Source organism: Ruegeria sp. F5 (assembly GCF_056533845.1).
Genome location: NZ_JBQFOU010000007.1, coordinates 1 through 24,030, shown reverse-complemented (window position 1 = coordinate 24,030; position 24,030 = coordinate 1). Strand labels below are relative to the sequence as shown.

Sequence of the window (24,030 nt, the reverse complement as noted above, 5' to 3'; positions counted from 1 at the left end):
TTACATTTTGCTAGATGTTAGATAAATCTTACGATAGAGGCCGATGAATATGATTCTCGGCGAGCAGCAAAATGGGGGGTCGCAATGACCACGCAGAACATCATTCAGATCGCGATCCGCGATCTCAAACCCTGGGCCCGCAATGCCCGGACACATTCGAAGAAGCAGGTTGGTCAGATTGCCGACAGCATTGAGAGGTTTGGCTTCACCAACCCAGTGCTGATCGATGAACACAGAGTGATCCTGGCCGGGCATGGTCGTGTTGAAGCCGCCCAGACGTTGGGTCTTCGCGAGGTTCCGTGTTTGCGGCTTGATCACATGACGGATCAGGAAAAACGCGCCTATGTGCTGGCGGACAACAAGCTGGCCCTTAATGCCGGTTGGGATGAGGATCTGCTTGCTGCAGAACTCGGTGCGCTTATGTCCGATGATCTGGACTTCGATATCGGGCTGACCGGATTTTCGATCCCCGAGATCGACGGTCTGATGGAAGCTGTCGCGCCGGAAGAGCCTGGCAATCCGGAAGACGAAGCAGTTCCTGAAGAAGCGCCAGCGCGCGTGCGTCCAGGGGACATCTGGCAGCTCGGTCGTCACCGGTTGATCTGCGGTGACGCGTTGGACGGCGTAGTCATTGACGCTCTTATGGATGGTGCAGAGGCCAAGATGGTCTTTACGGATCCACCTTACAATGTTCCGATCGACGGACATGTCGGCAATTCCGGCAAAACACAGCATCGAGAATTTGCGATGGCCGCAGGTGAGATGTCGACGCGAGAGTTCACGCAATTCCTCACGGACGCCTTCCGCAACTTAGCAGATCGCAGTGTTGATGGGTCTATCCATTTTGTCTGTATGGACTGGCGCCACATGGGTGAGATGATCGAGGCGGGGCAGGGGGTTTATAACGAGCTCAAGAACCTGATTGTCTGGGTCAAGGACAACGGAGGAATGGGCACCTTCTACCGATCTCGCCATGAACTGATCTTCGTCTTCAAGAACGGCTCGGGCACTCATACCAATACATTCGAGCTGGGGCAGCATGGTCGGTACCGCACAAATGTTTGGGAGTATCGCGGGGTTAATACGATGCGGGCAGGGCGCATGGAGGAACTGGCTCTGCATCCCACCGTTAAGCCGGTTCAAATGATCGCGGATGCCATCCGGGATGTATCAGGACGCGGTGACATCGTCCTAGACGTGTTTGGCGGTTCAGGTTCCACTTTGATTGCCGCAGAGAAAACGGGTCGCCGCGCCTATCTGTGCGAGTTCGACGAAGTTTATTGTGATCGCATCCTGGCGCGTTGGGAAGTCTATGCCAAGGATGACGCACAACAAATTCTCTGTGGGTGGGTCCCGCCCTCGAATGCTCCGTCACTGGAGGCCGCAGAATGAAGCAGGTAACTCAAAAACTGCCAGCGGTCCGTCCTGATGCAGATTATGAAGTTGGCTATGCAAAGCCACCAAAGGCAACTCGGTTCAAACCGGGCCAGTCCGGCAATCCCAGGGGCCGTCCGAAGGGGGCCAAGAACAAGCGTCCCGGACTTCATGAAGAGCGGATGAAGGATATTATTCTTGATGAGGCCTATCGTGATATCACCGTGCGGGATGGTCATCGCGATGTGACCATCCCAATGGTGCAGGCCGTCATGCGGTCTTTGGCGGTTAATGCAGCGAAGGGACAGCATCGCGCTCAACGATTGTTCTCTCAACTCCTGGCCGAGGTGGAAAGCTCCCGGAAGCTTTTGCACGATGAGCATCTGGACAAGGCGCTCACCTACAAGATCGAGTGGGAAAAGGAGTTACGCCGGAGAGCGGAAATGGGCGTAACTGGTCAACCGGAGCCTGTTCCGCATCCGGATCACATCAAAATCGACTTCAGAACCGGAGTAGTCCGTATAGTTGGCCCGATGACCCGGGAAGAGAAGGAAGAGCTCGATTATTGGCGCAGCAGGCTTCCTGAAATAAAGGCGTCTATCAATGAGCTGCGCCAAGCATTGATCGACGAAACTGATCCGGACGAAATTGCCGACCTGGAGGCCAGTATCAGGACCAGTGAGGATCTCTGTGAACAAATCGAAACCGCCCTCAGCGTGGTCGACGGGGCGGGGCTGCGCAGATGAGTGGTGGGGGCGAACACTATGCTGTTCAGAGATCAAAATAAGCGAAGAGGCAATCTCGCCAGATGGCCAATGGGCATCAGCGGTGTGGAATACCCAAGTTGCCAATCGCCAGGGCTTCGCCAAGGTTTGTAAGAAAGCTGTTCACCTCTCGTGCAGAGGTGAAATGGTAGGTGATTTTGTCTGTCGGCGCGCTTTCAAAAAACGCGTGCATGTTTTGACGCCCTGTATGGCGGGTCCGCCAGATCCAGGACCAGAACTCCCAGTTGAGTTGTTCAGGACACCCGTCGGGAAGGTCCGGGCGCGTTCGACCGAAGTAAAGGAAAGTACGACGCAAAACGCGCCACGCCCGCAAGCTCAAGGGGATGTCGAGCCAAATCAGGGTGTCCGCCCGCTTCAGGCGTTCGGGCCAGGTGTAACTGTGACCCCCTTCAAATATCCACTGCGGTTTTTTGATCACCTCCAGCGTCATTAGCGACTTTTCCGCCCAGTCTCTCTCAACCCAGCCGGATTTCCAGTGGATGTGGTCGATATGGACAACTGGCAAGAATGTCAAAGTCCCTAAACGTCGTGCCAGAGTCGATTTTCCCGAGCCGGGTTGTCCAATGATCATTACACGCTGCATGACAGCATGGTGATCAAAGACAGTGACATGCGCAATGGGAATAGCTAGCTGTTCTTAGTTTGCAAGCTAACTGGCTGAAGTCGCACTCTGCTTCGGACAATTTCAGCGCTTTCGTTGTTAACGCCTAGCCGCCACCAACGACTGGAGGTTCAATTGGACCACTTCATTGGATGACGGACATGTCAGCTTTAGGGATCTGAGCGATCAATCACGGTTACCGCAGAGAACGGCAGCGCTGAGCCCAAACTGATTGATGCTGCGCTGAAGAACAATGTCCACTTATCGGTAATTCGGCAGAGGCTAATCTGAGACTTCTGCCTTGTTGGTTCACTTATTGAAGAACTCCGCCACAGCATCTGCCGACACCTTTACGGCCTCGAGCTTGTAGTAGGAGTCCACATGGGAGAACTCGTCAACGGCCAGTTCATCGTGCTTGTTTGTCTGCTTCTCGGCAAACTGGGTTGAACATGGTGAGGTAGTGTTGGAAAAGTCAGTTTTTGGCGAAAGTCAGTGAAAAAGCAGGCCATGGAACGACGCCACGAGATTTCGGCCAGGGGGTCGGCCAAATCATCAGTGCGGCGCTGTATGTGGCGCTCATGACCTGTTGAGCGCAAACCGACACGACTTTTCGCATGTTCTGAATTTTTGCGGAAAACTGAGAGCCAGGAAATTCTGACTTTTTCAACACTATCTCCGCAGAGCGGTCGTCCATTTGAGTGGGCCTTTTAGTTCCGCAAGATACCGAAATTCAAAACCCATCCATCTGTCAGTATCGTGACCGAACCAAAAGATTGAACAAGCGTTGGTGCAATTATCGATACAATTCTCAACGTTACTGTTTTCGTGCATATCGACTTTCTGATTTGGTTGGCGCTTTACCGCGTTTGACCAGGGATGGTCGGCAACACTCTGTCAGGTGCTTGTCGACGTCTGTCGTTTCTTTTCAGGCCAAAACTCATCCACCACGACATATGCAACGATCACGAAAATCGCAGCACTGGCGACTTGCAGAACGCGCGTGATGCTTTTGACGTCGGCCTCATCCGAAAACGGAGAAATCGATCCACCATAGACAATCAGCACCGTCGTCAGGGCCGAGCCGGCCGCCGCAGCGAACGAAGCCTGAGATTTTCCGAGTGCTCCAAGCGATATGCAAAAGAAAAAGCACAGCAGAATTGGCGTCAGAAAAATCGGGGCAATGACGTTAATTTCGTAGCAAAGAATCGACACTGCCGCACCAAGCAGGTTTGCCGTTAGCATTGCCTTGGCCACGGTCTTGCCCGCGGCAGGCATCGCCGCCAGCTGCTGGCTGAGAAGTGCCACAAAGAACAGAACCAGCAACGCCGATGCGCCGGATACGAAAAACGCCAAGGCAAATGGAACCGTGACAAGCGACATTCTGACGATCCGGCGATGCGGGTCAAAGTCTGTTGGCGATGCTGCCTTTTTCTCGGCCGCTGTCTGGGGTGCGGCTGGTATCACCACAAACATCAGTGTCGAAACGAACCCTGCAAACAGCAGGTTCAGTGGTATCCAGAAAACAAGCAACAAAGCCAGATCCTGCGATTGCAGCGCAAGGTTGGGGATCATCAATGCCCCCATCAGGGCGATGACTCCGGGTAAAACACCTGCGCCGGAAACCGACCAAATGAACGACAGGATAATCCCGAGGGCCACCAGAATGAGGAAAACCACCGGATAGGGCGCGAAGGTAGATGACAGCAGGAAGGAAATGAACATCATCCCAATCGAGAAGACAAACAGCTTCGCGAAGGCCGCCAGTGGCAATGCGGCTGGGGCCTGAAGAAACAGGGCCGAGAACACGGCCCCGACAACGGCCAGAGGCCAACCCAGAAACAGCCCCAGCGCGAAGACGCCAGTTACACCCAGCGCGAGTCTGTGTACTGCGCGCCGATCCTCAGTAGGCATAGGACAGGATCGAAACCACGCGAATGTAGGCGCGGCCCACCGCGTTCAGCAAAGAACTGTCGCTGAGGTACATGATCACGTCGGCTTGTCCGTTGAGCTGAAAGCGCAGGTCATCCTCGGTGCTTCCGGCCTCGTAACCCGGCAGCACGATACGTACCGGGAAACGCTCGGGTTCGCGCAGAAATCCTTTGGTGCTTGGAGGGCTGGCCAATTGGCCGGGTGTGTCGCCGCCGCTTAGGGAAACAGCTGCGCTAAAGCTTTCGATGACGCCAGGAACAATTTTGCCGGGATGCATGTCCAGCACCACATCCACGGGAGACCCAACCGACGCCCGGCCCAGGTTGTTTTCGGTGAAATACGCCTCGATCCAGACATCCGTCGCATCCAGGAAGGTCAGCAGGTCCTGCCCGGACCGGGCATAAGTTCCGGGTGCGATCAGCAGGTTAGAGATCACACCCGTCGCCGGGGCGCGCAGTTCCGTCCATTCAAGGTTAAGCTCTGCATCCGCCAACGCTGCCAACGCGCGTTGAATTTTCGGGTTTTCAATTCCCTCGTTGCCCAGCCTCTGCTTGGCTTTTTTCAGATCTGCTTTGGCGTTTTCAAAATTCGCTTCAGATTCGGCCAGTTGACCCCGCGCATCGTCTGCTTTCGAGACGGCAATCAATCCTTTCTTTTCGAGTGCAAAAACGCGTTCTGTTTGGATGCGCATGGTGTCCAGATCACTTTGCGCCCTTGCCAGTCTGGCCTGAGCGGCGCTTACTTCTGCCGACGAGGCGCCAACCTCTTGTGTTGCTGCTTCCAGGTCCGCTTCGGCTTTGTCGCGATCAATTTCGTAGGGTCTGGGGTCAATCCGAACCAGTAAATCACCGGCCGATACGACCTGACCATTTTCGACCAAAACCTCGATCACAGTTCCGGTGACTTGCGGGACGATCTGGGTTGCCACGGCCTTGACCCTGGCATTTCCTGTAAATGGCGTTTTTCGATCAGCAACCAGATACCAGACGAGAAGAACCAAAATAACGGCTAGGGTAGCCCATATCGTCTTCCTCATTGCGCCGCTCCGTCCGCAGCGTCATTGCCTTCCGGCGTGGCATCGATCCAAACCTTGAACAGCTCGTAGAAAACCGCAAATAGAACTGGTCCCATGAAAATGCCGATCAATCCATAGGCCATCATACCGCCGAGAACGCCGATCAGGATCACCAGCATAGGCGTTTCTAGGCCTTTTGAGATGAAGACGGGCCGCAGGAAGCTGTCCATTATCGTTGTAGGAATGGCCAGAATGGTAAATACCAGGGCCGCGCCGCCTGACATCGAACTCCACGCGTAAATGATAACCGGTAACAGAACCAATCCCGGTCCGATCTGGATGATCGAGAGGATCAGGCAGATGAACGCCAGTGTCGCAGCGGATGAAATCCCGAACAGCGCCAGCAAAATCCAGACAACCACGGCTTGAATGGCTGCTACACCGATGACACCTTTGGTCACATTCCGGATCGTCGCACCCGCTAGTGTAACGAACTCGCCACCTCGCGGCGCGAAAACCCGGTTGGCAAAGCGCTGAAGACCTTGCACCAGCGACGGGCCGGGGCTGAACAAACCCCCCATGATCAAAACAGAAAGGGCAAGTCCCAATAGTCCGATTCCGATGCCCAGAACCTTTCCGAATAACGACTTGGTGATCTCAAGAATCTGCGCCCCGTATTTTGCAAGCGCACCATCCAGATTCCTTTCAAACATTCCCCAGACCTCGGCAATTCTTTCTCCGACCAGGGGCAAGTCCTTGATGCTGTCCGGGGCAGGTGGAATCTCCAATTCGCCGCCGTCAGCCTGTTCGGCAAACTCGGACCCAAGTTCAGCAGCCCCCGACACCGCAGTGGCAATCGGTCCCAAGGTCAACAAAAGGCCCAGCAAAACCAGTATCGTTGCGGCAAGCGACTTTCGTCCGCCCAGCTTGGACTGCAGCCAATCGAATACTGGATAAAGCGCCACACAAAGGATCGTGGCCCAGATCACCACACTCGCCAGCGGGGCGACCATTACCAATGCGCTGTAAAGGAATAGCCCGAGAAAGAGCAAACGTATCGCGAGGTCGACGATCTTGGCGTCCTGTGTCTTTTCCATTCCATCCCTCCGTTACTATGTTAACAATACACTCAAAAAACTTAATATGAATATCTTTTGTGAGTTCCGGGCTTTGGCCGTAGTTTGGACCTTTGCACCGCCTTGGACGGCGATTTGCTCAATCACTTAGAACCCAACCTTCAGGCGACCTTGCTGCGCTTGTTTCCTTTGGCGCTTTTGTGGGTGACTATTCGTCGTCCTGAGACAGGATCGTGTTTGCGATTGTCGTCGCCGCAGCCACAAAGATGCCCAGACCCACGATGATGTAGGCCATCGTAAAGATCTTCCCCGCTGCAGTCTGAGGGGAAAAATCACCAAATCCTACGGTCGAGATTGTCACGACAGAAAAGTAGATGGAATCCAGCCAACTCCAGCCTTCAACATAGTGATAGAAAACAGATGCCCAGAGGATCATTCCAAGTGTGAAAGCAAGCAGGCTTTTGACCCGGCCGTCCCGAAAGGCGACACCTATTCCCCGCGTAATTCTTGTCAGTGAGTTCATTGGTCTCTCATATATTGGAAATCGTATATATCATTAATTTGATGATATGAGAAACCGGGACGGGTTCGTCGTCAGAACCGTCAGAAAGATTGCGCATAAAATGACTGTTCGTTTTCAAAAAATCCCAAAAGGGCGGGTGTTCCCGTTTTTTTGTACTGGGCTGCACGGCATCACGACAGCGCAGGTGTTCACGCGGACCGAAGTTGATTCCTGTTTGATTAAGTTACTGGAAATTGGCAACTTATCCCTCAGGTGCACCCAGTGCTCAGGGCGTCAGCAGAGCCGCGTATTCAAGTGTCGCACGTGGAATTGGCCCAACCACACAGTGCATCGAAACCAAAGGAGTAGAACGTGCGTTTGATTTTCAAAGGCGTTTTGATTTGCTGCGCGATCGCGGTTGTTGCTGTTTTGGCGGCTTGGCTGTTCCTGTCCTCGGCGCTGTTCTCTTCGCTTAGGACCGGTTTCGTTGAAAACCTGATCTCCAAAAAACTTGGTCAGGACGTCTTGGTAGAGGACGAGGTGCGTTTGGGCCTTGGTCGGCAACTGCAGGTCTCGGCGGCGGGGCTGGTGCTTCCCGGTTCGTCTGGAGCTGACGCGAATTTGGCGGCTATCGACGCGATTGAGTTCGAAATCTCTGCCCGCGATCTTTGGAACAGCAAGCTGTCGCTCAGCAACCTTGCCATATCGGGTGTTCACCTGAACCTGATCACCGACAAAGACGGAAATGAGAACTGGCAGTCGCTTTCTACAGTGGAAACCGAAAAGCCTGAGAATTCTCAGAAACCCTCTGTCGGCGGAATTCTGGCGGATAGTCGAGTTGACCTGACCGACGTCACCATTCTGTACCAGAACGGCCTGAACGGACTTGATCTGAATCTTCAGCTTAAGGATCTGGTGCTGGCGCGTGATGAGGGAACGAGCACCGCGTCTGCCGTTGGGACAGGTTCGCTAAATGGCGAGCCGTTTGACCTGAATGGGTCATTCCCAGCGGAAGACCCGTTTCAGATGGCGATGGACTTCGAACAGATATCGATTGCGGCTGAACAGATCCCCCAAGAGAACGGGTTACAGGTTAGGGCGGCTGTGGAGATTGCAGAACTTGGACAGCTTCAGGACGTACTCAAACTTAATCGCGTGCTGGAAGGGTCGGGCAATGTGGCGGCGACCTTCAAATCGGCCGATGGCGTCGCCCGGATTGATGATCTGAGCGTATTGGTTGAATTGGATAGCGGGCAGAGCCTTTCGCTGACGGGCCAAATCGGAGAGTTGGGGAACCCCGCAGATGTGTCGCTGACAACCCGCATTCGACTTTACCCCGAAGATGCGGAACCGGCCCCCGCGGCATCTCGCTATGACCTCAAGCTTATTGCGGTTGATATGGTTATGGACAGCGTGCCGGGGCAGGTGCCTCAGCGGCAAATGGTCATTAAAACCAACGGGTTCACATTGGACACCGCCGGTGAAGGGCCGCCGCCGGTCAAATTTTCGGAACTTTCCAGAACACCGGACGATGCATTGCGGATCGGAAACATCAATCTGCGGATCGGGAACCCGGCTGATCCGTTTGTCATTTTGAATGGATCAGTTGATGACGCGCTGCAATTGCAAGGTGTATCAGCCGAAGGTCTGATGGATATTCCCGCCAGCAGCTTGATTTCGCCCGAACTCATGGGGCCAGACGATCAGCTTGGCCGGTTTTCGGGTGACTTTCATTTGAACGGGGACATTAATCAACTTTCACTGACCAACCTTGATGGCAAGACGAGCGAAACGGATGTCTGGTCCCTTGAGGTCCACGGCACGGTCAAGAATGTCCTCAAGTTCGAAAACCTGGATCTGGCAATCGATGTTGATGTTCCATCCGGTGCAGACCTGATGTCTGCATTGTCGCTGGACACCGTTGAAACCGGGAGCGCGCGCTTTGGGATCGAATTGGTGAGTGAAGGCACCGATTGGAACGCAAACGCCAGCGTCGAACTCGCCGAGTCCGTACTGCTCGTAAAGGCAGATCTTGATGACGCGACAAGCGATCCTGTGCTGCGGGGCACGATTGAAAGTGACCTGATTAAGATCGATCAACTTCGGGATATCGTTCATGCCGCAGCGCAGTTGAGAAAGCTTGGCAGTGCAGCGCAGGATGTCGAAGACGCCAGCGCCGAAGCCGATGAACCCGGCGCATTGAGGGATATGACGCTGAAACCCATCGGACGTTCCGTTCTTCTGTCGGGTATTGATGTCGATGTTGATATTGACCTTCGGCACATCGAAGGCGCCAAAGGCGTCAGCAGCTTGCAAAGCGAACTGACGCTCGACGAAAACGAGCTCCGCGCCGGTCCGCTGGCATTTGAATATGGCGGGGCCCAGTTCGAGGTAAGTGGGCAGATGGATCTTTCTGATGAGGCGCATCTGCTGACCCTTTCCGGCAAGGCCGGTGGTTGGCAGTTGGACGACATCCTTCACAACCTGAACTTCAAAAAGGGTGCAAGTGGAACGATCTATGCGGATTTTTCGGTGACCGGAGGAACCAATTCCGCCAAACACTTTACCAGTACCATGAGCGGCAGTGCCACGGTTTCTATGCGCGACGGGTCAATCGAAACGCAGTTGTTGGATCTGGCGGGGCTGGGCGTTTTGCCTTGGGTTTTTTCCAAGGAAAAGCAGAAGGTTGCCCCAATCGCATGTATACGGGCACCCCTTAGCATTTCCAACGGCAACATTACGACCAAGCAAACCGCATTGGAAACGGATCAGGTGCAGGTTGTCGTCTTTGGCGGTGTTAACATAGCCGAAAAGGCCGTGGACCTAAACCTGCAACCGCGCAAGATCGGTAAGCCGCTTTCGCGCAGCCCGTGGCCGGTCACGTTAAAAGGCCCGCTGACTAAGCCGAACGTCAAGGTAAAGGAAGGGCCAAAACGGCTCAAGCGTTCGGACGGTGCGGATCAAATGCCAGCACAGCGGAAGCTGTGCATTCCGGATATCCTGCAATTAAAGTAGCAGTGCGGTCGAAACATCAGCTGAGAGAGGACGCGGTCGAAATCAAACGATTTCCCCATATTGCCTTAGGTTCTGGATCCAAAAATTGTTGCCGCTGTCCCGGTCGCATACTTCGAACCCCTGAGGCTCAGAGGTGTAACACAAACAATCTATTCTGGCAGACTTACGAACAGATGAAGCTCTCCAGCCTTACTTTCCGAAGAGCCATGGCAAGCCCAGGGTTGACGACCGACGTGTTCTGGGTGGGATTATTTTCATCAATTGCAATGGGTTGCGGTGGTCCGACGCCCATCGTGAATGTGGGCACCCAAAGACGCTTAACAAACGTCGACTTCTTCAACACTATCCGGACAACCCCACCTTTTGCTCACGCGGCTATTGCTGATGCAGCATCCGCTTGCAAGCGCCGCACGTTGATCATTGCGATTTAGCACAAGTCAGCAGTAATTGGACGGCGCGGAGTTTGCCGGTCACCCAATCGGTAAACAATAATGAGCACATCTGCCAATCAATCAAAAGCCGCTTATGCGCTCAATTAGCCAGTACATCGACACTGAACCGATGCCATATGCGGCAATCACTGTCGCATTTTGGCTGATCGGGCGTGCCATCAGCCGCCAGATTGCAAGCAACAGAGCCAATGCTCCAATAAAACTCAATTGTCCGGCTTCAACACCAAGGTTAAATGCAAGCAAGGCTGCTGGAATATCATTCTCGGGCAGACCAATGTCAGCCAAGGCACCTGCGAAGCCAAGGCCATGCAATAGCCCAAATCCAAAACATACGATCCAGGGCTTTTGTTTCGAAAGCCGGAACCGACCTTCTTCATCCTTCACAATCTCCGTGGCCAGAAAAACGATGGACAGCGCGATGACGGCCTCGACCGGCGGACCAGGAACATTCAAGACACCAAACGTCGCCAGCGCCAGAGTGAAGGAATGTGCGAGTGTGAAGGCCGTCACAGCGCCGACCAGTCTCCAGGGTTCGCGCACCAGAATGAAAAGCGCAAAAACGAACAGAAGGTGATCCCAGCCTTCCAGTATGTGCTCGAAACCCAATAAGGCATAAGCAGCAAAAACTGACCATGTCGTCTGCTCAGAAGGTATGTTCTGGACGGCCATCTCAGGCGTGAAGCGGAGCGTGGTCGGCTCAACGTTTAGTGGGTGCAATCGAACCAATACGTCGTTCTTTTGAGCCTCCAAGCCGTCAATTACGATCGGCCGCCCCGTGATATCCGCGTGGCACTCGACGATCCAAGATGAAACCCATGCTCGACCGTCTGAGATTGGAGAAGGCCCGCGAATCGGCGTACACTCTTCTGGCAACACCGCGTCAATAGCCATTGGCTGGCCATTCACATCAGGCTTTCGCCAGTGGACGCTCCAGGTGCCAGGGGAGATTTGACGTATCTCCAAGTATCCGGGATCAAGTGCGTGGGCATTTGCCTTGGCTGCGGGCCAAGCGTACAGCACAAAAACCAAAAGGCAGATCAGCCATCTCATTCGGCGGGACCTGATGAATCGGGGCTTACAATCTCGTAGTTTTGGACCAAGCTATCGTATTGCGCCTGGACCAGTTCTTCGCTCGCGGCGCGACGCCAGTCGCCCAAGACATCACTGTGAATTTCGGACAAAGGCGGTGTACGGCTAGGCTCAAAGGTGCGCACTTGAACAAGATGTACACCGTAGCCCGATTGGATCGGCCCTGCCCAAAGACCTGTTTCAACCTCTCTGAGACCTTTTGAAAAGCCAGTGCCAAAGACCGAGTCAATTACTCTGGTCGCGGTTAATGGCATTGAAGCAGGCAACAGTGTTGAAGCGGCTAAATCTGTAGCATCTTGCCCTCCTCTCAGTGCGGCCAGTGCTGCCTCAATTTGGGCCTCGCTGGGGTCTTCACCCAGGAAAATCTGGGTAAACGCCACCTTGTCAGGCGTTGCATACCTTGCGGGGTTTTGATTGAGAAACGCCTCTAGCTCTTCATCCTCCGGAATCATTGACGTGGCTATTGCTTCTGTCAGAAAGTCCATTTTCTGACTCAGCCGAGACCTGATCACGGTATCTCCGCGATCCAGGCCAAGTTTTCTTGCTTCTCTGACCAGAACCTCTTCACGAATTGACGCGTCGACCAAGGCTATTAGTTCGGCATCTCTTGGTCGACGGTTCCACCTGGCTTCAAACTGATCTGCCAAACGGGCGACGTCGTCCTCGTCCACCGTGATGACTTCCAAAGTCTCGACCGTCTCGTTCTCCGGCGCAACAATATGGAACCAAATGAAAATAGCCGTCCCAATCAAAAAGAAATGGCACAGAGGTTCTTTCAGAATTCTCATGAGGGCTCCTGCAAAACCCGAGCTTGAGCTCTCATTTCAGTTGTTTTTTGCAAAGGGTCCCACACCACGCAATCTTCATACCTATGGTGACTGCCCCGAGGTGAGTTCACCGTCTCGCTGTCTAAGTCCATACCTAAATCATGTTACTCCGCGGGGGTGTACCAAATCGGGGAGGAATACGCGCGCTCCTGGTGCGTTAGAACGGCATCCTGCGGCAACTCTGCACCGAACCTCAGCTTGTCATAGAGAACCCAACGAGGAGTTGGGATTTCGATTGCCCGAACGTAGTAAAACGCCCTTGCGTTGGGGTCGAAATCCGGGTCGGACCAAACCTTCACCAACTCGGCGGTGCCGATTGTGTTGGTCCAACTTGCTGTCTCCAGATCTACGGTGTTTCCTACAGCTGGAAGCTTGCCATTTTCGTCAGCCACGCGGTCATCTGACCACGCGACATCGTAAACTTTTTCCTGCAAGCCACCGTCCGAGTCGAGCCATCCCTTCACAACCTGAACGCGGTCTAGATTTGCCCCAACCGGGTCGCGCAGGGCAGCAATCAGGAAGGACGGTGCCCCATCACCTTCGCGGGGGCGCAAATCCGACCCCATGGGAACACCTTTGGTATAGCCAACATCTGCAAGGAACCGGGTTTCTACGTCTGCATCGCTAAAGTCCCATCCGCCAAAGAACCTCAACCCGATCCGAGGTCCGGTCGTCGCGTAGGTTTCGCGCCGCTTGAATGCGTCGAAGATCGCCGCGCGAGTGTTCTCGGTCGCCCAAACAGCTGTGTACCCAGACGCGACCAGAAGATCGCCGGGTATTTCACCAAGATCGTTGGCGATGAATGGGTGCTTGATACGAGAGGCCGATGGCTCAACGCTGACCGACTTGCCAAAAAAGTTGTCCTCTTCAGCCGTCGCCAACGATGTATGGCTGTCCGTAGCGCCACCCATGCCGAACTTGTAGGGGTTCACGCCGAACTTTTCTTCCAGCATCAAGCCGCGTTTCAGCGCTTCTCTAGCGTATTCTCCGGCCAGCATATCCTCTGTCTTGAGCTCGGTGATATCGAGATTGCCGACGTCCCAGTTTTCGTAGTCTGCAAATTCATCATCCGGGCTCAGGAACGGGTGCGCTTCGCCGTCGCCCTTGATCTGCGTAACTTCATAGTGCGGTTCCCATTTAGCGCGCGCAGCTACGTATTCTTCGTCCACCTCACCGCCGTGGTATGTGTCTTCAGTTGGAAACATCCATCCATTTGACAAGTTTCCGTTATGGGCAAAGGCGACAGCACGACCGCCGGTCTTCTCCTGATACTCTTCAAGCCAAGCATAAAGCGATTTTGGGTCTGTGTCGCCGTAAGGCGGTTGCGTGACTGGGGGGACCATCTGAAGCGCTCTGATCGGCCCGTCCCGCAACATAACGTTCCGGTGAAGGTTAAACCCCTTCGGGACAGAGGTCCACTCGAACCCGATAAAGGCTGTAAAATTCCCAGGGTCGTTGTGCCGCTCGGCCGCGAGAACAATGTGTTCCCAGGTAAACGCAAAGGCGTCCGCACCAGGGCTGTAGGACTCAAGCAGGATTTCCGGCAAGGTCATTTGAGAGAAATTTGTAATGATATCAAAGGCGGTCTTTCCGGCTTCTTCACCGCCAGCTTTATACCCTTCGTACCACTCCAGACCTTTTGGGTCGGAAATAACGCCTGGCTTGCCGGCTTGCAGATCCGGAGCGAACCCCATCAGATCAGTGTGATCCGTCAAGACCATCCAGTCCAATGGTCGCCCCAGTCTGACGGGTTGGCCTGTCGAGGAGATGACCTGTTCACCCTTTGCAAAGCGCCACGCATCGTCTGGCAGCAACGTGTTTCCAAAAGCGCCCGCGTCCAGAGAAAGCCCCGTGTGAAGATGGGTATCACCCCATAAGGGCCGCTCTGGAAAACTGCGTTGTGCATATGGGGAGTAGGGTTGTTCCAGGAACAAGCTTTCAGCTGCCTCTTCGCTTGGTACGGCGTCTGAAAAAGCGGAAGCTGGCGCAATCGCCAGCGAGAGAACAAGGGTGGAAACCCGGTACATATTGACCTCCCAAATCAACAATACGGTTCGAAACAGGGCTCTTGTCGGCCCGCTAATATTCGATTTTGTTTATATCATAAGGTTTCAATTTCAGTTAAATAGTTTTCTCCGACGATGTTCATTAAGCCATCGTGTTACGCAATTCCTTTCCAACACGAGCTTTTCGGCGGCGAATTCCAGGCCTCGGCGTAGTCATAGGCGATGACTAATCGTATGGGCGAGGGGTCCGAAAACAAGGCCCGCCAATTGGAATTTACTGTCGCAAAACATGTCCAAACTCGACTTATTCGGGTGCGATTTCGTCCTGTAGAACCATGTTTAGAAAAAACTGCGTTGCGGGGTCCGTTTCTTCATGCTCAACCAAGGCCTCAAACTTTTGGTGCAGCGCAGTTTTGCCCCAATTTCGGGCTGCAACAGCGATTTGCAGGGTCAATTCTGGATCTCTATCCAGAACATCTGCAAAAACCCGTATGATCTCATCCTGGAACTGCGTTTGCGACGAACCAGCGTCGGACAATGCCCGAACCAGAGCCTTCTTGTCATCCCGCGTCTTCCTGCGGTCCTGGAGCGCGAGGCCAATTGCGTTGATCGCATGTAGCCTGTCCGCCTCTATGCCGGCGAGCGCCCACTCATGAGAATGCAAACCACCGGATCTCAAGGATCTGGCAAAGTGCGAGCGGGCAATAGAACGTGCCTGTGGATCGGTTTGTAGTCCCAATAGTCGAATAGCAACGGGCCAGTAGGCAAAGCGGTTCAAGTTATGCAACTCTTCCAAGATCTGGCTGGTTGAAACCCTGCCGCCAACCGGGCGCAAATATGCATAATCTACCCGCCCGATTTCCACCATGGCCATGTCATGCAGAACTTGATCCGGGTGCCAAAAATAGTCAGAAAAGAACGAAACGCGTGCGGCGTTGTCAGTTTCTCCCAAACGCCAAAGCCCACCATTGGTTTTTAGTTTTTCAAGAAACTCGCTTCTATCCGAATTCATAACAAAGATGCGGCGCCAAGCCCGCGAAGAATCGCGCCCAGCCTTGTCGTTGAATTCTGGTCCATATGTCAGCAGAACCGTTGTCGTTGGATCAGCCCGGAATGCCCGCCGTGTAACGCTGTCTATGAGAAATGGAATATTGGGTGCGTTACTAAGCTTTTGGTCGCTCCCCTTAAAGACGCGTCGAGTCGAATACTCGAATGGATTTTCTAGTGCTGGACCTGCAAATACAACGACTTCTGCAGCCAGAATTTGATCAGAAATGGATGCCTCCGGCAGTTCAGCACAAACCACGCAAGCATGCACAGCAAGCGGCGCCGCAAACCCGAGAATGCATATGAAAGCTGCAATAGTGCTTCGCATCGTTGGCTCACAGACCCAAAATTCAATTCGCAAGCGTTACTGGTGCATTGAATGTACCAAAAATACACTGCTTTGCGAAACCGCGTTGATACTTGAAGGTCTCTCTTCGACCCTGAGGCTTTGAACAACAGCCTGAAAATGAGAAGAAGACTCGATGTACAAGCTACCAATTCGTTACACTTTATGGCTTGAAGAATGAAGAAGGCAATGCGACGTACTCGTCGCTTGTCGACCAGTTGCAACCTCGAATGAACGTCGACCGTGTCCGCGGCCTGTGAAACGTCTGGTCCAGCTTCGCTGCGCCAAACATCGATGACCAGTTTGCCCGCCGCACAGCAGCGTCCGCAACTTCGTAAATGCAGCAATTTTCATGCGGCGGGCGCGCGCACGAAAAATCGCAAAGACCACCTTGGGCTCGGAGCAGACGTTCACTCAGTCTAACCGAACATCTGCTCAGCGGACAAAACTGACCTTGGAAATTAGGTGGCGATTAATACTTCTCCCTCTATTTCCATTGCAAACCCAAGAGGTAACCCAGACACACCAATCGCAGAGCGAGCATGACGGCCTATATCTTGACCGAAAATTTCGATCACAAGGTCGCTGAAGCCATTCACAACAACATGCTGCTCCGAATATCCCGGTGCAGAAGTTACCATTCCGAAAACACGGAGCCATCCTGTTATTCGCGACAATTCGCCGATTTCCGTCTTGATATTCGCGAGCACAGTCAGCGCCACTTCGCGAGCTTCTCTATATGCTTGTTCTGTTGTTAAATCAGCCCCTACTGTTCCGAATGGGCCGCTCAGACTGCCATCTACTGCGCTTTTGGGGTGCCCCGAAAAAAGGAGACGATTTCCTCTGATGTTCACAAAATCAAATGGCAGGACCAAGCCCTTGGGCAGCTTGGTAGGCTGCGGCAGTTTTAAACCTAATTTTTCTAACCTATCTTCTGGTGTCGACATACTTACTCCTCAACTCAATGAACTACTTAAGCTCAATTCAATATGAAATAGTATGTCTTCTTTGACGTAAACGCAGCACACTATTGCTCGGCGGTCGAGCCAGCGTCCGCAGAGCGCTCATAGTGAATGCGAAAGAAATTTTCCGTGCGTTGTGCTAGAATAAACCTGAAAAACTTGCGAGGGGGGCAACGTGGAGCAACGGTTGCGTGTCTGGCTGAGCCGCCTTGGATTAGAAAGTTATGCTTCGTTGTTGGAAGAAAACGACGTCGACCTTGAGACTCTGCGCCATTTGAATGATGAGGATTTGAAAGAGCTTGGTTTCAGCCTTGGGCACCGGCGTCGCCTGCTTGCAGCGGTTTCGCCAGCGATAACGCCCGTAAAGAAAGGCGCGATTGACAATGCAGCACCGGAACGTCGGCTGCTCACTGTACTTTTCGTTGATATTGTGGACTCCGTTGTTCTCTCCAGACAGCTAGATCCTGAAGAGATGCGAAACTTGGTCACAAAATACCAGTCGGCAGTCGTCTCAGCTGTTCTTCGGTATCAAGGCTATGTTGCCAAGTTTCTCGGCGATGGTGTTTTGGCGTACTTTGGGTGGCCCGAAGCGCATGAAGACGAAGCCGAGCGAGCAGTTAGGGCAGCAAAAGACGCCTTTGCTGCGATACGGGAAATTCAATCGCAAGACGGACGACAACTCCAAGCTCGCGCTGGTGCAGCAAGTGGGGAAGTCGTTATTGGCACGATAGTAGGCGACGTCATGAATGATGACGCCGCAATTATCGGTGCAACGCCGGGTTTGGCTGACAGGCTTCAACGTTTGGCGCGGCCAAACGAAATTGTTGTTGGCCCACTAACCCGCCAACTCTTGGGGCGCCGCTTCGAAGTGGAAGACATTGGTCAGCATGAATTGAAAGGGTTTGACGAGCCTGTTCAAGCTTGGCGCGTAGGCGCAGAAACAACGGTCGAGACGCGTTTTGAAGCATCTAGGTTCCAAGGGTCCACACCATTGGTTGGCCGAGCTGCGGATCTGCAAAGTATTCGTGATGCATGGCAGAAAGCAAAAGCAGGATCCGGTCAGGTGGTTTCTTTAACCGGAGATCCGGGCATCGGCAAGTCGCGACTGGTAGAAGAAATGCGGCGCGAAATCTCTGGAGACAGGCGTTTCGGCTATCGTTATCAATGCTCTCCTCATCACACCAACGATGCCTTTTTTCCATTGATCACTGGAATGCGGAGAGCTGCCGGGATCGCAGAACAGGACACGGTAGCGGCACAACTTGAAAAACTAGAGATCATACTGGGGCTGACGGATGTCCCGTTGGTCGAAAGCGTACCTCTGATCGCGTCGCTTTTAAGGGTTGAAACTGAAGGTCGCTACGATGACCCGAATCTCCCTCCGGTGCAGTTGCGCCGCGCGATAATTAGGTGCCTGATAGATCAAGTACTTCGTATGAGCGCGCAGCACCCGATCATCATAGTTATCGAAGACATCCATTGGGCCGATCCGTCGACTCTTGAACTGCTGCAAGACATGATTTCTGAGGCCACCAAAGCACCAATCATGCTATTGCTAACGTACCGACCGGAGTTTCAACCTAATTGGAGCGACTGCGGCTATTGGCGTGAGATTGTCCTTAGTCGGGTCGGTCGTCGGCAATCTTTGCGGATTCTAAACTCCGTTTCTGGGGGAGACGTGAGTGAGGAAGCGGCCGCGCAAATTGTTAAGCGCGCCGATGGCGTGCCGCTCTACATTGAGGAACTGACCAAGGCATTTCAAGAGGCGGGGTTGAGTAGTGGGGATGTTGTTCCCGCCACTCTTCACACATCTCTTTCAGCACGCCTCGATAGGCTTGGGTCGGCAAAGTCGATTGCTCAGATTGGGTCCGTTATTGGACGGGAGTTCGAGCACGAAGATATTGTGGACTTGTCGAGAGAAGTAGACTTGGATTGCTTGCAGGCGCTTGAGAAGCTCGTTGACTCGGGATTAATACTCCGCAGGGGCGTTCCGCCAACGGCAAGCTACATGTTCAAGCACGCCCTCGTCCAAGATGCCGCCTATTCGACCCTACTAAAAAGTCGACGCCAAGAGCTACACTCAGCATTTGCCGATTTACTTGAAAGCAAAAGTGATAGCAGAGCCGACGAGGCCGCAGGAATCGTGGCGCATCACGCTTTTCATGGCGAAGATTGGCCGCGTGCTTTCCGGGAGTTTCGCAGAGCAGGCGAAGACGCGGTTAATCGCTCGGCGCTGCGCGAAGCGGCAGGCCAGTTTCGTAGGGCACTTGACGCTCGTAAAAAAATTGAACTGGACGCTGAAACCGCGAGAGCAGCAATCGATACGAAATTTGCGCTTCGGAATGTTCTGTGGGCGCTGGGCCAATTTGCCGCTATATTGGAGCCACTAGACGAGGCTGAGAAGTTGTCGCTGACCTTGCAAGACGATGTGCGTCTCGGTTGGGTTTCTGTTTATCGTGGAGCAAGTTTGTGGCAAGTCGGACGTTCGGCGGAATCCAAGGCGGCCGCTGAACGCGGGCGAGACATTGCTCGGAATTCTGGTGATCGGTCGCTAGAAGTTGCGGCTGATTTCTACCTTGGTTGTACATTCGTAACCTCCGGTGAACTGCGCACAGCCGAGAGATACTTCGAACGTGTCGTTTCAAATCTGCCTGGTGATGCTGCGCTTGAAAAGTGCGGACTGCCTTTTGCACCTGCGATTATCGCCCGGTCTTGGCTGGTATGGTCTTATGCCGAGCGTGGCGAATTTGAACATTCTTCGCACCACGCAGAGCAAGCCGTCGCGCTCGCGAACCTTCAAGACAACCCTTTCAACCGCGCGCATATTGGTTACGATATTGGCTATTTTCAGATTGTACGGGGAGAGATCGCTGCTGCGCTTGCAACTCTTGGCAACGCGAGTTCAACCATCGACACGTGGGGGCTTACTTACTTATCCCCTTTCACGAACGGTTTTTTTGGTTTTGCTGAAATCTTGGCTGGAGAGGTAGAGAAAGGTCTGGCTAGGCTCGAACAGGCTTGCCATTTGTATGATGACATTGGGCTTGGTTTGTTTAAGTCATTGGTGTTTTCCCAGCTTGCCTTCGGATACCTTAAAGCTGGGCGTATCGAAGACGCATCCAAACGTCTCGGTCGCGCACTCGATATAGCGCGCAGCCGTGGTGAACGTGGTCACGAAGCTTTTGGTTTGTTTGTTATGGGTGAAGTTTTAAGCAATTCAGGCGCCGGTGAAGAATATGACGGGATGAAATGCTTTGAGCGTGCCTTGGAGATTTCCAATGAGTTAGAAATGCGCCCATTGGCAGAACAGTGCGAAAGCGGGCTCAACAAAATTAAATCTAGGTGGGGGCATAACGATGCCGGAGATCATATGAGCCGAGACAACCAAATTTTTGATAAGCTTGGCCATCCAAGTAACAAACGATCCTAGGCGAAGTTACAACCAATCGGTCTTGTCGTGATGTGCGTGTAGTCGCTGCACAATCCGCCGCAAGTGATTGTTTCATTACTGGTCATATTGGGCTTAAGGCCGAAACCACTCCTGTGAGGGTGGTTTCGCTGTCCGCATGTTCGCTTAGGAGTCGGCAATAATACTTAAACTGTGGACGTTAGCATTCCGACTAGGTCGTCAGGCCTATCAACCATTACGTAGTGCCCGCATGGCACCGAAACCACCTTCCACCCCGACTGATGCTGATACCGCTCGAAAAACGGTCGGCCTAACCCTGGACTCCAGCCAGTGGCATAGATGTAGGTCCGCTTTATCATCTCCGCTCCGCCGCTTACCAATTGCATCGGTTGCTCAAATGTCTTGAGCGGTTGCGCGACACTCCGACGATCCACCCACGCACAGTCTGCTCCGTTCACCGAAAAAGCCTCCGCCGGGCCTGGCGCAACTTTGCCATCGACGGCACCAGCTCGAAGCCCTGCCGCGATCTCCGCAGGCAATACGTCCAAGGCCGTCTGCCCATCGCTCGGCACAAGCGCATCGAGATACACAAGCGAATGAATAAGGTCAGGCACCCTGTCTGCGACACCGGTAACAACCATGCCGCCATAGCTGTGACCGCATAAAACAATGTCGGAGAGTTCCTCGCACGCGATTACCGCCAGAACATCCTCGATATGCAAGGCAAGATCGGTTTCGTCACTCACGAGATGAGCGCGCTCGCCCAGGCCTGTCAGTGTCGGGGTGAAAACGTTGTGACCCAACCCGCGTAAAATATTGGCTACGCGTACCCAACACCATCCCCCCTGCCACGCTCCATGGATCAATACAAATGTCGCCACAGCCCGCCCCAGCATCGTCGAAACAAGATAACAGTAGATTTAGAAGGGCCGCTCCGTCCACAACATCGTTTGGTCGGATTTCCTTCCCAATAGTCGCTGTCACCTTAAACGCGCCATAAAATCGGCCTAATGCCTCTACTCTTAATCAACGCTGTACAATCCCCGCTCTCAAAGTGATGGTCTGGCTATTTCGTTGATCTCTATACTGCTCCGACCAACTTAGCTGTATCAGGATCAAATGGTTGGTTCTCATGTCGCTTCGCGAGACAGGGTTTTAGGCTCGTACAGCATGTCTAACACTGCGGGCGCACACAGCATAAAACTGAAATAGCTAGGATGGGTTCAGAGCAATCGTCCGCCAACGTCTGTCGGGCATGCGGCCAGGAAAAACACCACCAACAGAAGTTGCGAGGGAAAAAACCGCCGTTCGATGCTTTCAAAAATGAAATGTGCTACCATGAGAGGATTGGGAGGAGATGTTGGATGCTCGATTTCCCTATGCGCATAGCATTTTTTCTATGGCGTTCGCTTTACCGTCGAACGTCTTTGGCCAGGAACTTGATCCACAAACCGCAGCTGGGAAAGCACTATACGAAGCTGAAACCCATAGAGTTGGCTGCAGGCGATGCCACGCAGCCGATGGAACGGCTGAGGAAGAAGGCAAGTCCTTCATGGCGGAAAGGAGCATTCAAGGAAAATCTGCGGAGGAAATCAGGATCGCAATTATGGCCACGCCAATGATGTGGACAATCAAACTTAGTGAAGAAGAGCTGGTGCAGCTTGCAGCTTACCTTAAGCATCTCCAGGCGGTGGCTAACTTGGAAGACCCGTCGAAGTAATGGATAAAGAGACCTCCCAAAAGTGGATGAGAAGCGGGCCGTATCCAGTTGTCCATTTAGGGTTCGCTGCAAGTGGCATCTGAGATTTTGGGCATGTCTGCTTCGCGGACTTCCCTGTCGTTCACTAACAATGCCTCCAAAGTACAAGAACTCCAGGCCGGCCCGACCCAATAAAAGCAAAATACCTCCCGGCGACGCCACTCACTTACGTCTCCGGGAGGTAACCAGACAGGTCTGGTGGATGCGTGGGCAACAGAGGTAATACAAGATTGCCACGCATTCGAATACTTGAATCCAAAATGCAACATTTCAAGTTTTTTACGCGTGTAAAGTTACAATTGTCGCGCAATTGGCGTTTGTTCTTGTATTCAGTCTTTCAGACCGTTTCCAAAGCCAGGACAACATGGTCCAACACCTGCTTACATTTTGTGGCTAGTGTTGTGAATTGCATTCATACAAATCTAGCCATAATGCGCATCTGAACACGCTGTTCAGATAGTCTGGACATTCCCGTGTCCAGACTTTGGCCCGCGTCGGCGATCATCCCAGATAAGGCGGCGCGGGCCGTTTAGCGTCCACTGGGACAAGCTGCCCGTTTCTCGAGCGACCACATTGGGCTCGGAGCGGCCAATCATCGCGGTCGGTGCAAGCGACTGCTATGCAGGACAAACCGGGCTTTCATCCGAGTTGAAGTTTCATCCCATTATGACTTGGCACAAAACCCAATGCCTCATAAAAGCGCAATGCATCGTCCCGCCGTTTGTCTGTAGTTAGCTGTACAAGACTGCATTTGCGCTCTTCACATTGTTCAATGGCCCACTGGAAAAACAGACGTCCAATACCGCGTCCACGCAAATCTGATGAGATACGCACACTTTCTATTTGTCCGCGCCATGCGCCTTTTCTTGACAGCCCCGGTATAAAGCTAATCTGCATATAGCCGATGACTTCGCCATTGATCTCTGCAACCGCCATCATCTGGTTGTGGTCTATGGTAATCGCTTCGAATGCCGCCAGATAATCTGGTCCGACTATTTCACTTTCACGCCCTCTCCCAAGACCATCGTCAGCAATCAGAGATACAATGACGCTCAAATCTTCACGCTTTGCGGTTCGGAAAACTACTTGATTGTCCGTCATTTGGACCGCGCTCCATCATCATTCAAATCATTCGACAACGGGTATCAGAGTATTCAGAAATTTGAGAATCGGTAAATATGGGCTCGGAGCGGTCACTCGTTAAGTCGTGACGGATTAGTACTTTGCGGACAATTCGGAAGTAAACTGTATTTGAAAGTAAGGTACATCTTTCAGCGGAGTAGGTTTTTACGATGAACATTTTTCGGCGGACTGATTGGGCCTCAGGCGAAGGTTGGAACGGAAAACTCGAAGGGCACAACGCCGGTACGGGTATTTCATTTCTTTTTTATGAAGTGACCGAATCCGGGAAAGGACCGCCATCGCACAAACATCCCTACGATGAAGTGTATCTGGTACGTCAGGGGCAAGCCAAGGTTACTGTTGGAGACGAAGAGGCAGTTGTGAACGAAGGCGATATCTTGGTCATTCCAGCTAATACGCCACATAAGGTTTTGACATCAGCTACAGGACCCATTGAGATTATCAGCATCCATGTGTCTGGCAAGTTTATGATGGAAATCCGGAAATAGGCTACGTCCCATTCCGAAAAGTGGGTCTAGGGCTCGGAGCGGACTTCCAACGTGCGCGCTGTGAGCGACTGCTTGGCAGTCTCTCCGGCCGCTCGTGTACAAGTTAACCGGAGGCTGGTCTCATAAATTGGAGGTAGGTTTGCCGCAGCGCGACCGCCCATGGCGGCGATTCTCGTGCTATAATAGGGAAGGATGGGTACCGGAA

19 protein-coding genes and 1 pseudogene are annotated in these 24,030 nt (G+C 53.1%); 7 read left to right on the top strand and 13 right to left on the bottom strand.

From position 1 onward, the window contains the following. Window positions 1–84 precede the first annotated feature (84 nt). Together ACR0K1_RS12210 and ACR0K1_RS12205 are read left to right on the top strand one after the other, a co-directional pair. Window positions 85–1,392 carry a site-specific DNA-methyltransferase gene (locus ACR0K1_RS12210; RefSeq protein ID WP_480850807.1) on the top strand — a complete coding sequence of 436 codons (1,308 nt, stop codon included), beginning with the start codon at window positions 85–87 and terminating at the stop codon, window positions 1,390–1,392. Continuing rightward, window positions 1,389–2,120, top strand: a complete 732-nt coding sequence (locus tag ACR0K1_RS12205; protein ID WP_480850805.1) for a DUF5681 domain-containing protein — start codon at window positions 1,389–1,391, stop codon at window positions 2,118–2,120. Before ACR0K1_RS12210 ends, ACR0K1_RS12205 begins: the two co-directional genes overlap by 4 nt. Window positions 2,121–2,196: 76 nt before the next feature. On the opposite strand, the gene ACR0K1_RS12200 is transcribed toward ACR0K1_RS12205, so the two are convergent. The 6 genes from ACR0K1_RS12200 to ACR0K1_RS12175 form a co-directional block, all read right to left on the bottom strand. Then, the gene (locus ACR0K1_RS12200; protein WP_480612604.1) at window positions 2,197–2,742 is read right to left on the bottom strand and encodes a P-loop NTPase family protein; all 546 of its coding nucleotides are present in this window, start codon (window positions 2,740–2,742) and stop codon (window positions 2,197–2,199) included. A gap of 490 nt (window positions 2,743–3,232) precedes the next feature. Beyond that, window positions 3,233–3,454, bottom strand: a complete 222-nt coding sequence (locus tag ACR0K1_RS12195) for a hypothetical protein (protein WP_480612603.1) — start codon at window positions 3,452–3,454, stop codon at window positions 3,233–3,235. 200 nt (window positions 3,455–3,654) lie between these two features. Beyond that, the gene (locus tag ACR0K1_RS12190; RefSeq protein ID WP_480612602.1) at window positions 3,655–4,671 is read right to left on the bottom strand and encodes a DUF2955 domain-containing protein; all 1,017 of its coding nucleotides are present in this window, start codon (window positions 4,669–4,671) and stop codon (window positions 3,655–3,657) included. Further along, window positions 4,661–5,617 (bottom strand): HlyD family secretion protein, encoded by a 957-nt coding sequence (locus ACR0K1_RS12185; protein WP_480612601.1) that lies wholly within the window; start codon window positions 5,615–5,617, stop codon window positions 4,661–4,663. The genes ACR0K1_RS12190 and ACR0K1_RS12185 overlap by 11 nt, the downstream gene beginning before the upstream one ends. Before the next feature lie 104 nt (window positions 5,618–5,721). Next, window positions 5,722–6,801 (bottom strand): AI-2E family transporter, encoded by a 1,080-nt coding sequence (locus ACR0K1_RS12180; protein WP_480612600.1) that lies wholly within the window; start codon window positions 6,799–6,801, stop codon window positions 5,722–5,724. A gap of 187 nt (window positions 6,802–6,988) precedes the next feature. After that, window positions 6,989–7,303, bottom strand: a complete 315-nt coding sequence (locus ACR0K1_RS12175; RefSeq protein ID WP_480612599.1) for a potassium channel family protein — start codon at window positions 7,301–7,303, stop codon at window positions 6,989–6,991. 351 nt (window positions 7,304–7,654) lie between these two features. Here ACR0K1_RS12175 and ACR0K1_RS12170 point away from each other — a divergent pair, with 351 nt between their 5' ends. Further along, entirely contained in the window at window positions 7,655–10,297 is a 2,643-nt protein-coding gene (locus ACR0K1_RS12170; protein ID WP_480850802.1) for an AsmA family protein, read from the top strand. Between the two features lie 173 nt (window positions 10,298–10,470). Next, window positions 10,471–10,625: pseudogene (locus ACR0K1_RS12165) on the top strand (IS5/IS1182 family transposase); the annotation flags it as partial. Window positions 10,626–10,809: 184 nt separating this feature from the next. On the opposite strand, the gene ACR0K1_RS12160 reads toward ACR0K1_RS12165, so the two are convergent. From ACR0K1_RS12160 to ACR0K1_RS12140, 5 genes are all read right to left on the bottom strand, one after another. After that, a complete protein-coding gene (locus tag ACR0K1_RS12160; protein ID WP_480850800.1) occupies window positions 10,810–11,799 on the bottom strand; it encodes a HupE/UreJ family protein in 990 nt (329 codons plus the stop codon). Beyond that, a complete protein-coding gene (locus ACR0K1_RS12155) occupies window positions 11,796–12,626 on the bottom strand; it encodes a peptidyl-prolyl cis-trans isomerase (protein WP_480612596.1) in 831 nt (276 codons plus the stop codon). Before ACR0K1_RS12155 ends, ACR0K1_RS12160 begins: the two co-directional genes overlap by 4 nt. 143 nt (window positions 12,627–12,769) lie before the next feature. Then, window positions 12,770–14,692 carry a DUF3604 domain-containing protein gene (locus tag ACR0K1_RS12150; RefSeq protein ID WP_480850798.1) on the bottom strand — a complete coding sequence of 641 codons (1,923 nt, stop codon included), beginning with the start codon at window positions 14,690–14,692 and terminating at the stop codon, window positions 12,770–12,772. Between the two features lie 283 nt (window positions 14,693–14,975). Further along, window positions 14,976–16,079, bottom strand: coding sequence for a hypothetical protein (locus ACR0K1_RS12145; RefSeq protein ID WP_480850796.1), 1,104 nt, complete (start codon window positions 16,077–16,079; stop codon window positions 14,976–14,978). Window positions 16,080–16,525: 446 nt separating this feature from the next. After that, a complete protein-coding gene (locus ACR0K1_RS12140; protein ID WP_480850794.1) occupies window positions 16,526–17,011 on the bottom strand; it encodes a RidA family protein in 486 nt (161 codons plus the stop codon). 190 nt (window positions 17,012–17,201) lie between these two features. Here ACR0K1_RS12140 and ACR0K1_RS12135 point away from each other — a divergent pair, with 190 nt between their 5' ends. After that, window positions 17,202–20,456: an adenylate/guanylate cyclase domain-containing protein gene (locus tag ACR0K1_RS12135; protein ID WP_480850792.1), complete on the top strand. Its 3,255-nt coding sequence runs from the start codon at window positions 17,202–17,204 to the stop codon at window positions 20,454–20,456. 164 nt (window positions 20,457–20,620) lie between these two features. On the opposite strand, the gene ACR0K1_RS12130 is transcribed toward ACR0K1_RS12135, so the two are convergent. Beyond that, a complete protein-coding gene (locus ACR0K1_RS12130; protein ID WP_480612591.1) occupies window positions 20,621–21,331 on the bottom strand; it encodes an alpha/beta fold hydrolase in 711 nt (236 codons plus the stop codon). A 461-nt stretch (window positions 21,332–21,792) separates the two neighbouring features. On the opposite strand from ACR0K1_RS12130, the gene ACR0K1_RS12125 reads away from it, so the two are divergent. Then, window positions 21,793–22,155: a c-type cytochrome gene (locus ACR0K1_RS12125; protein WP_480850790.1), complete on the top strand. Its 363-nt coding sequence runs from the start codon at window positions 21,793–21,795 to the stop codon at window positions 22,153–22,155. A 678-nt stretch (window positions 22,156–22,833) separates the two neighbouring features. Here ACR0K1_RS12125 and ACR0K1_RS12120 read toward each other — a convergent pair. Then, window positions 22,834–23,295: an N-acetyltransferase family protein gene (locus tag ACR0K1_RS12120; RefSeq protein WP_480612589.1), complete on the bottom strand. Its 462-nt coding sequence runs from the start codon at window positions 23,293–23,295 to the stop codon at window positions 22,834–22,836. 191 nt (window positions 23,296–23,486) lie between these two features. Here ACR0K1_RS12120 and ACR0K1_RS12115 point away from each other — a divergent pair, with 191 nt between their 5' ends. Continuing rightward, entirely contained in the window at window positions 23,487–23,825 is a 339-nt protein-coding gene (locus tag ACR0K1_RS12115) for a cupin domain-containing protein (RefSeq protein WP_480850788.1), read from the top strand. The last annotated feature ends 205 nt before the right edge of the window (window positions 23,826–24,030 follow it).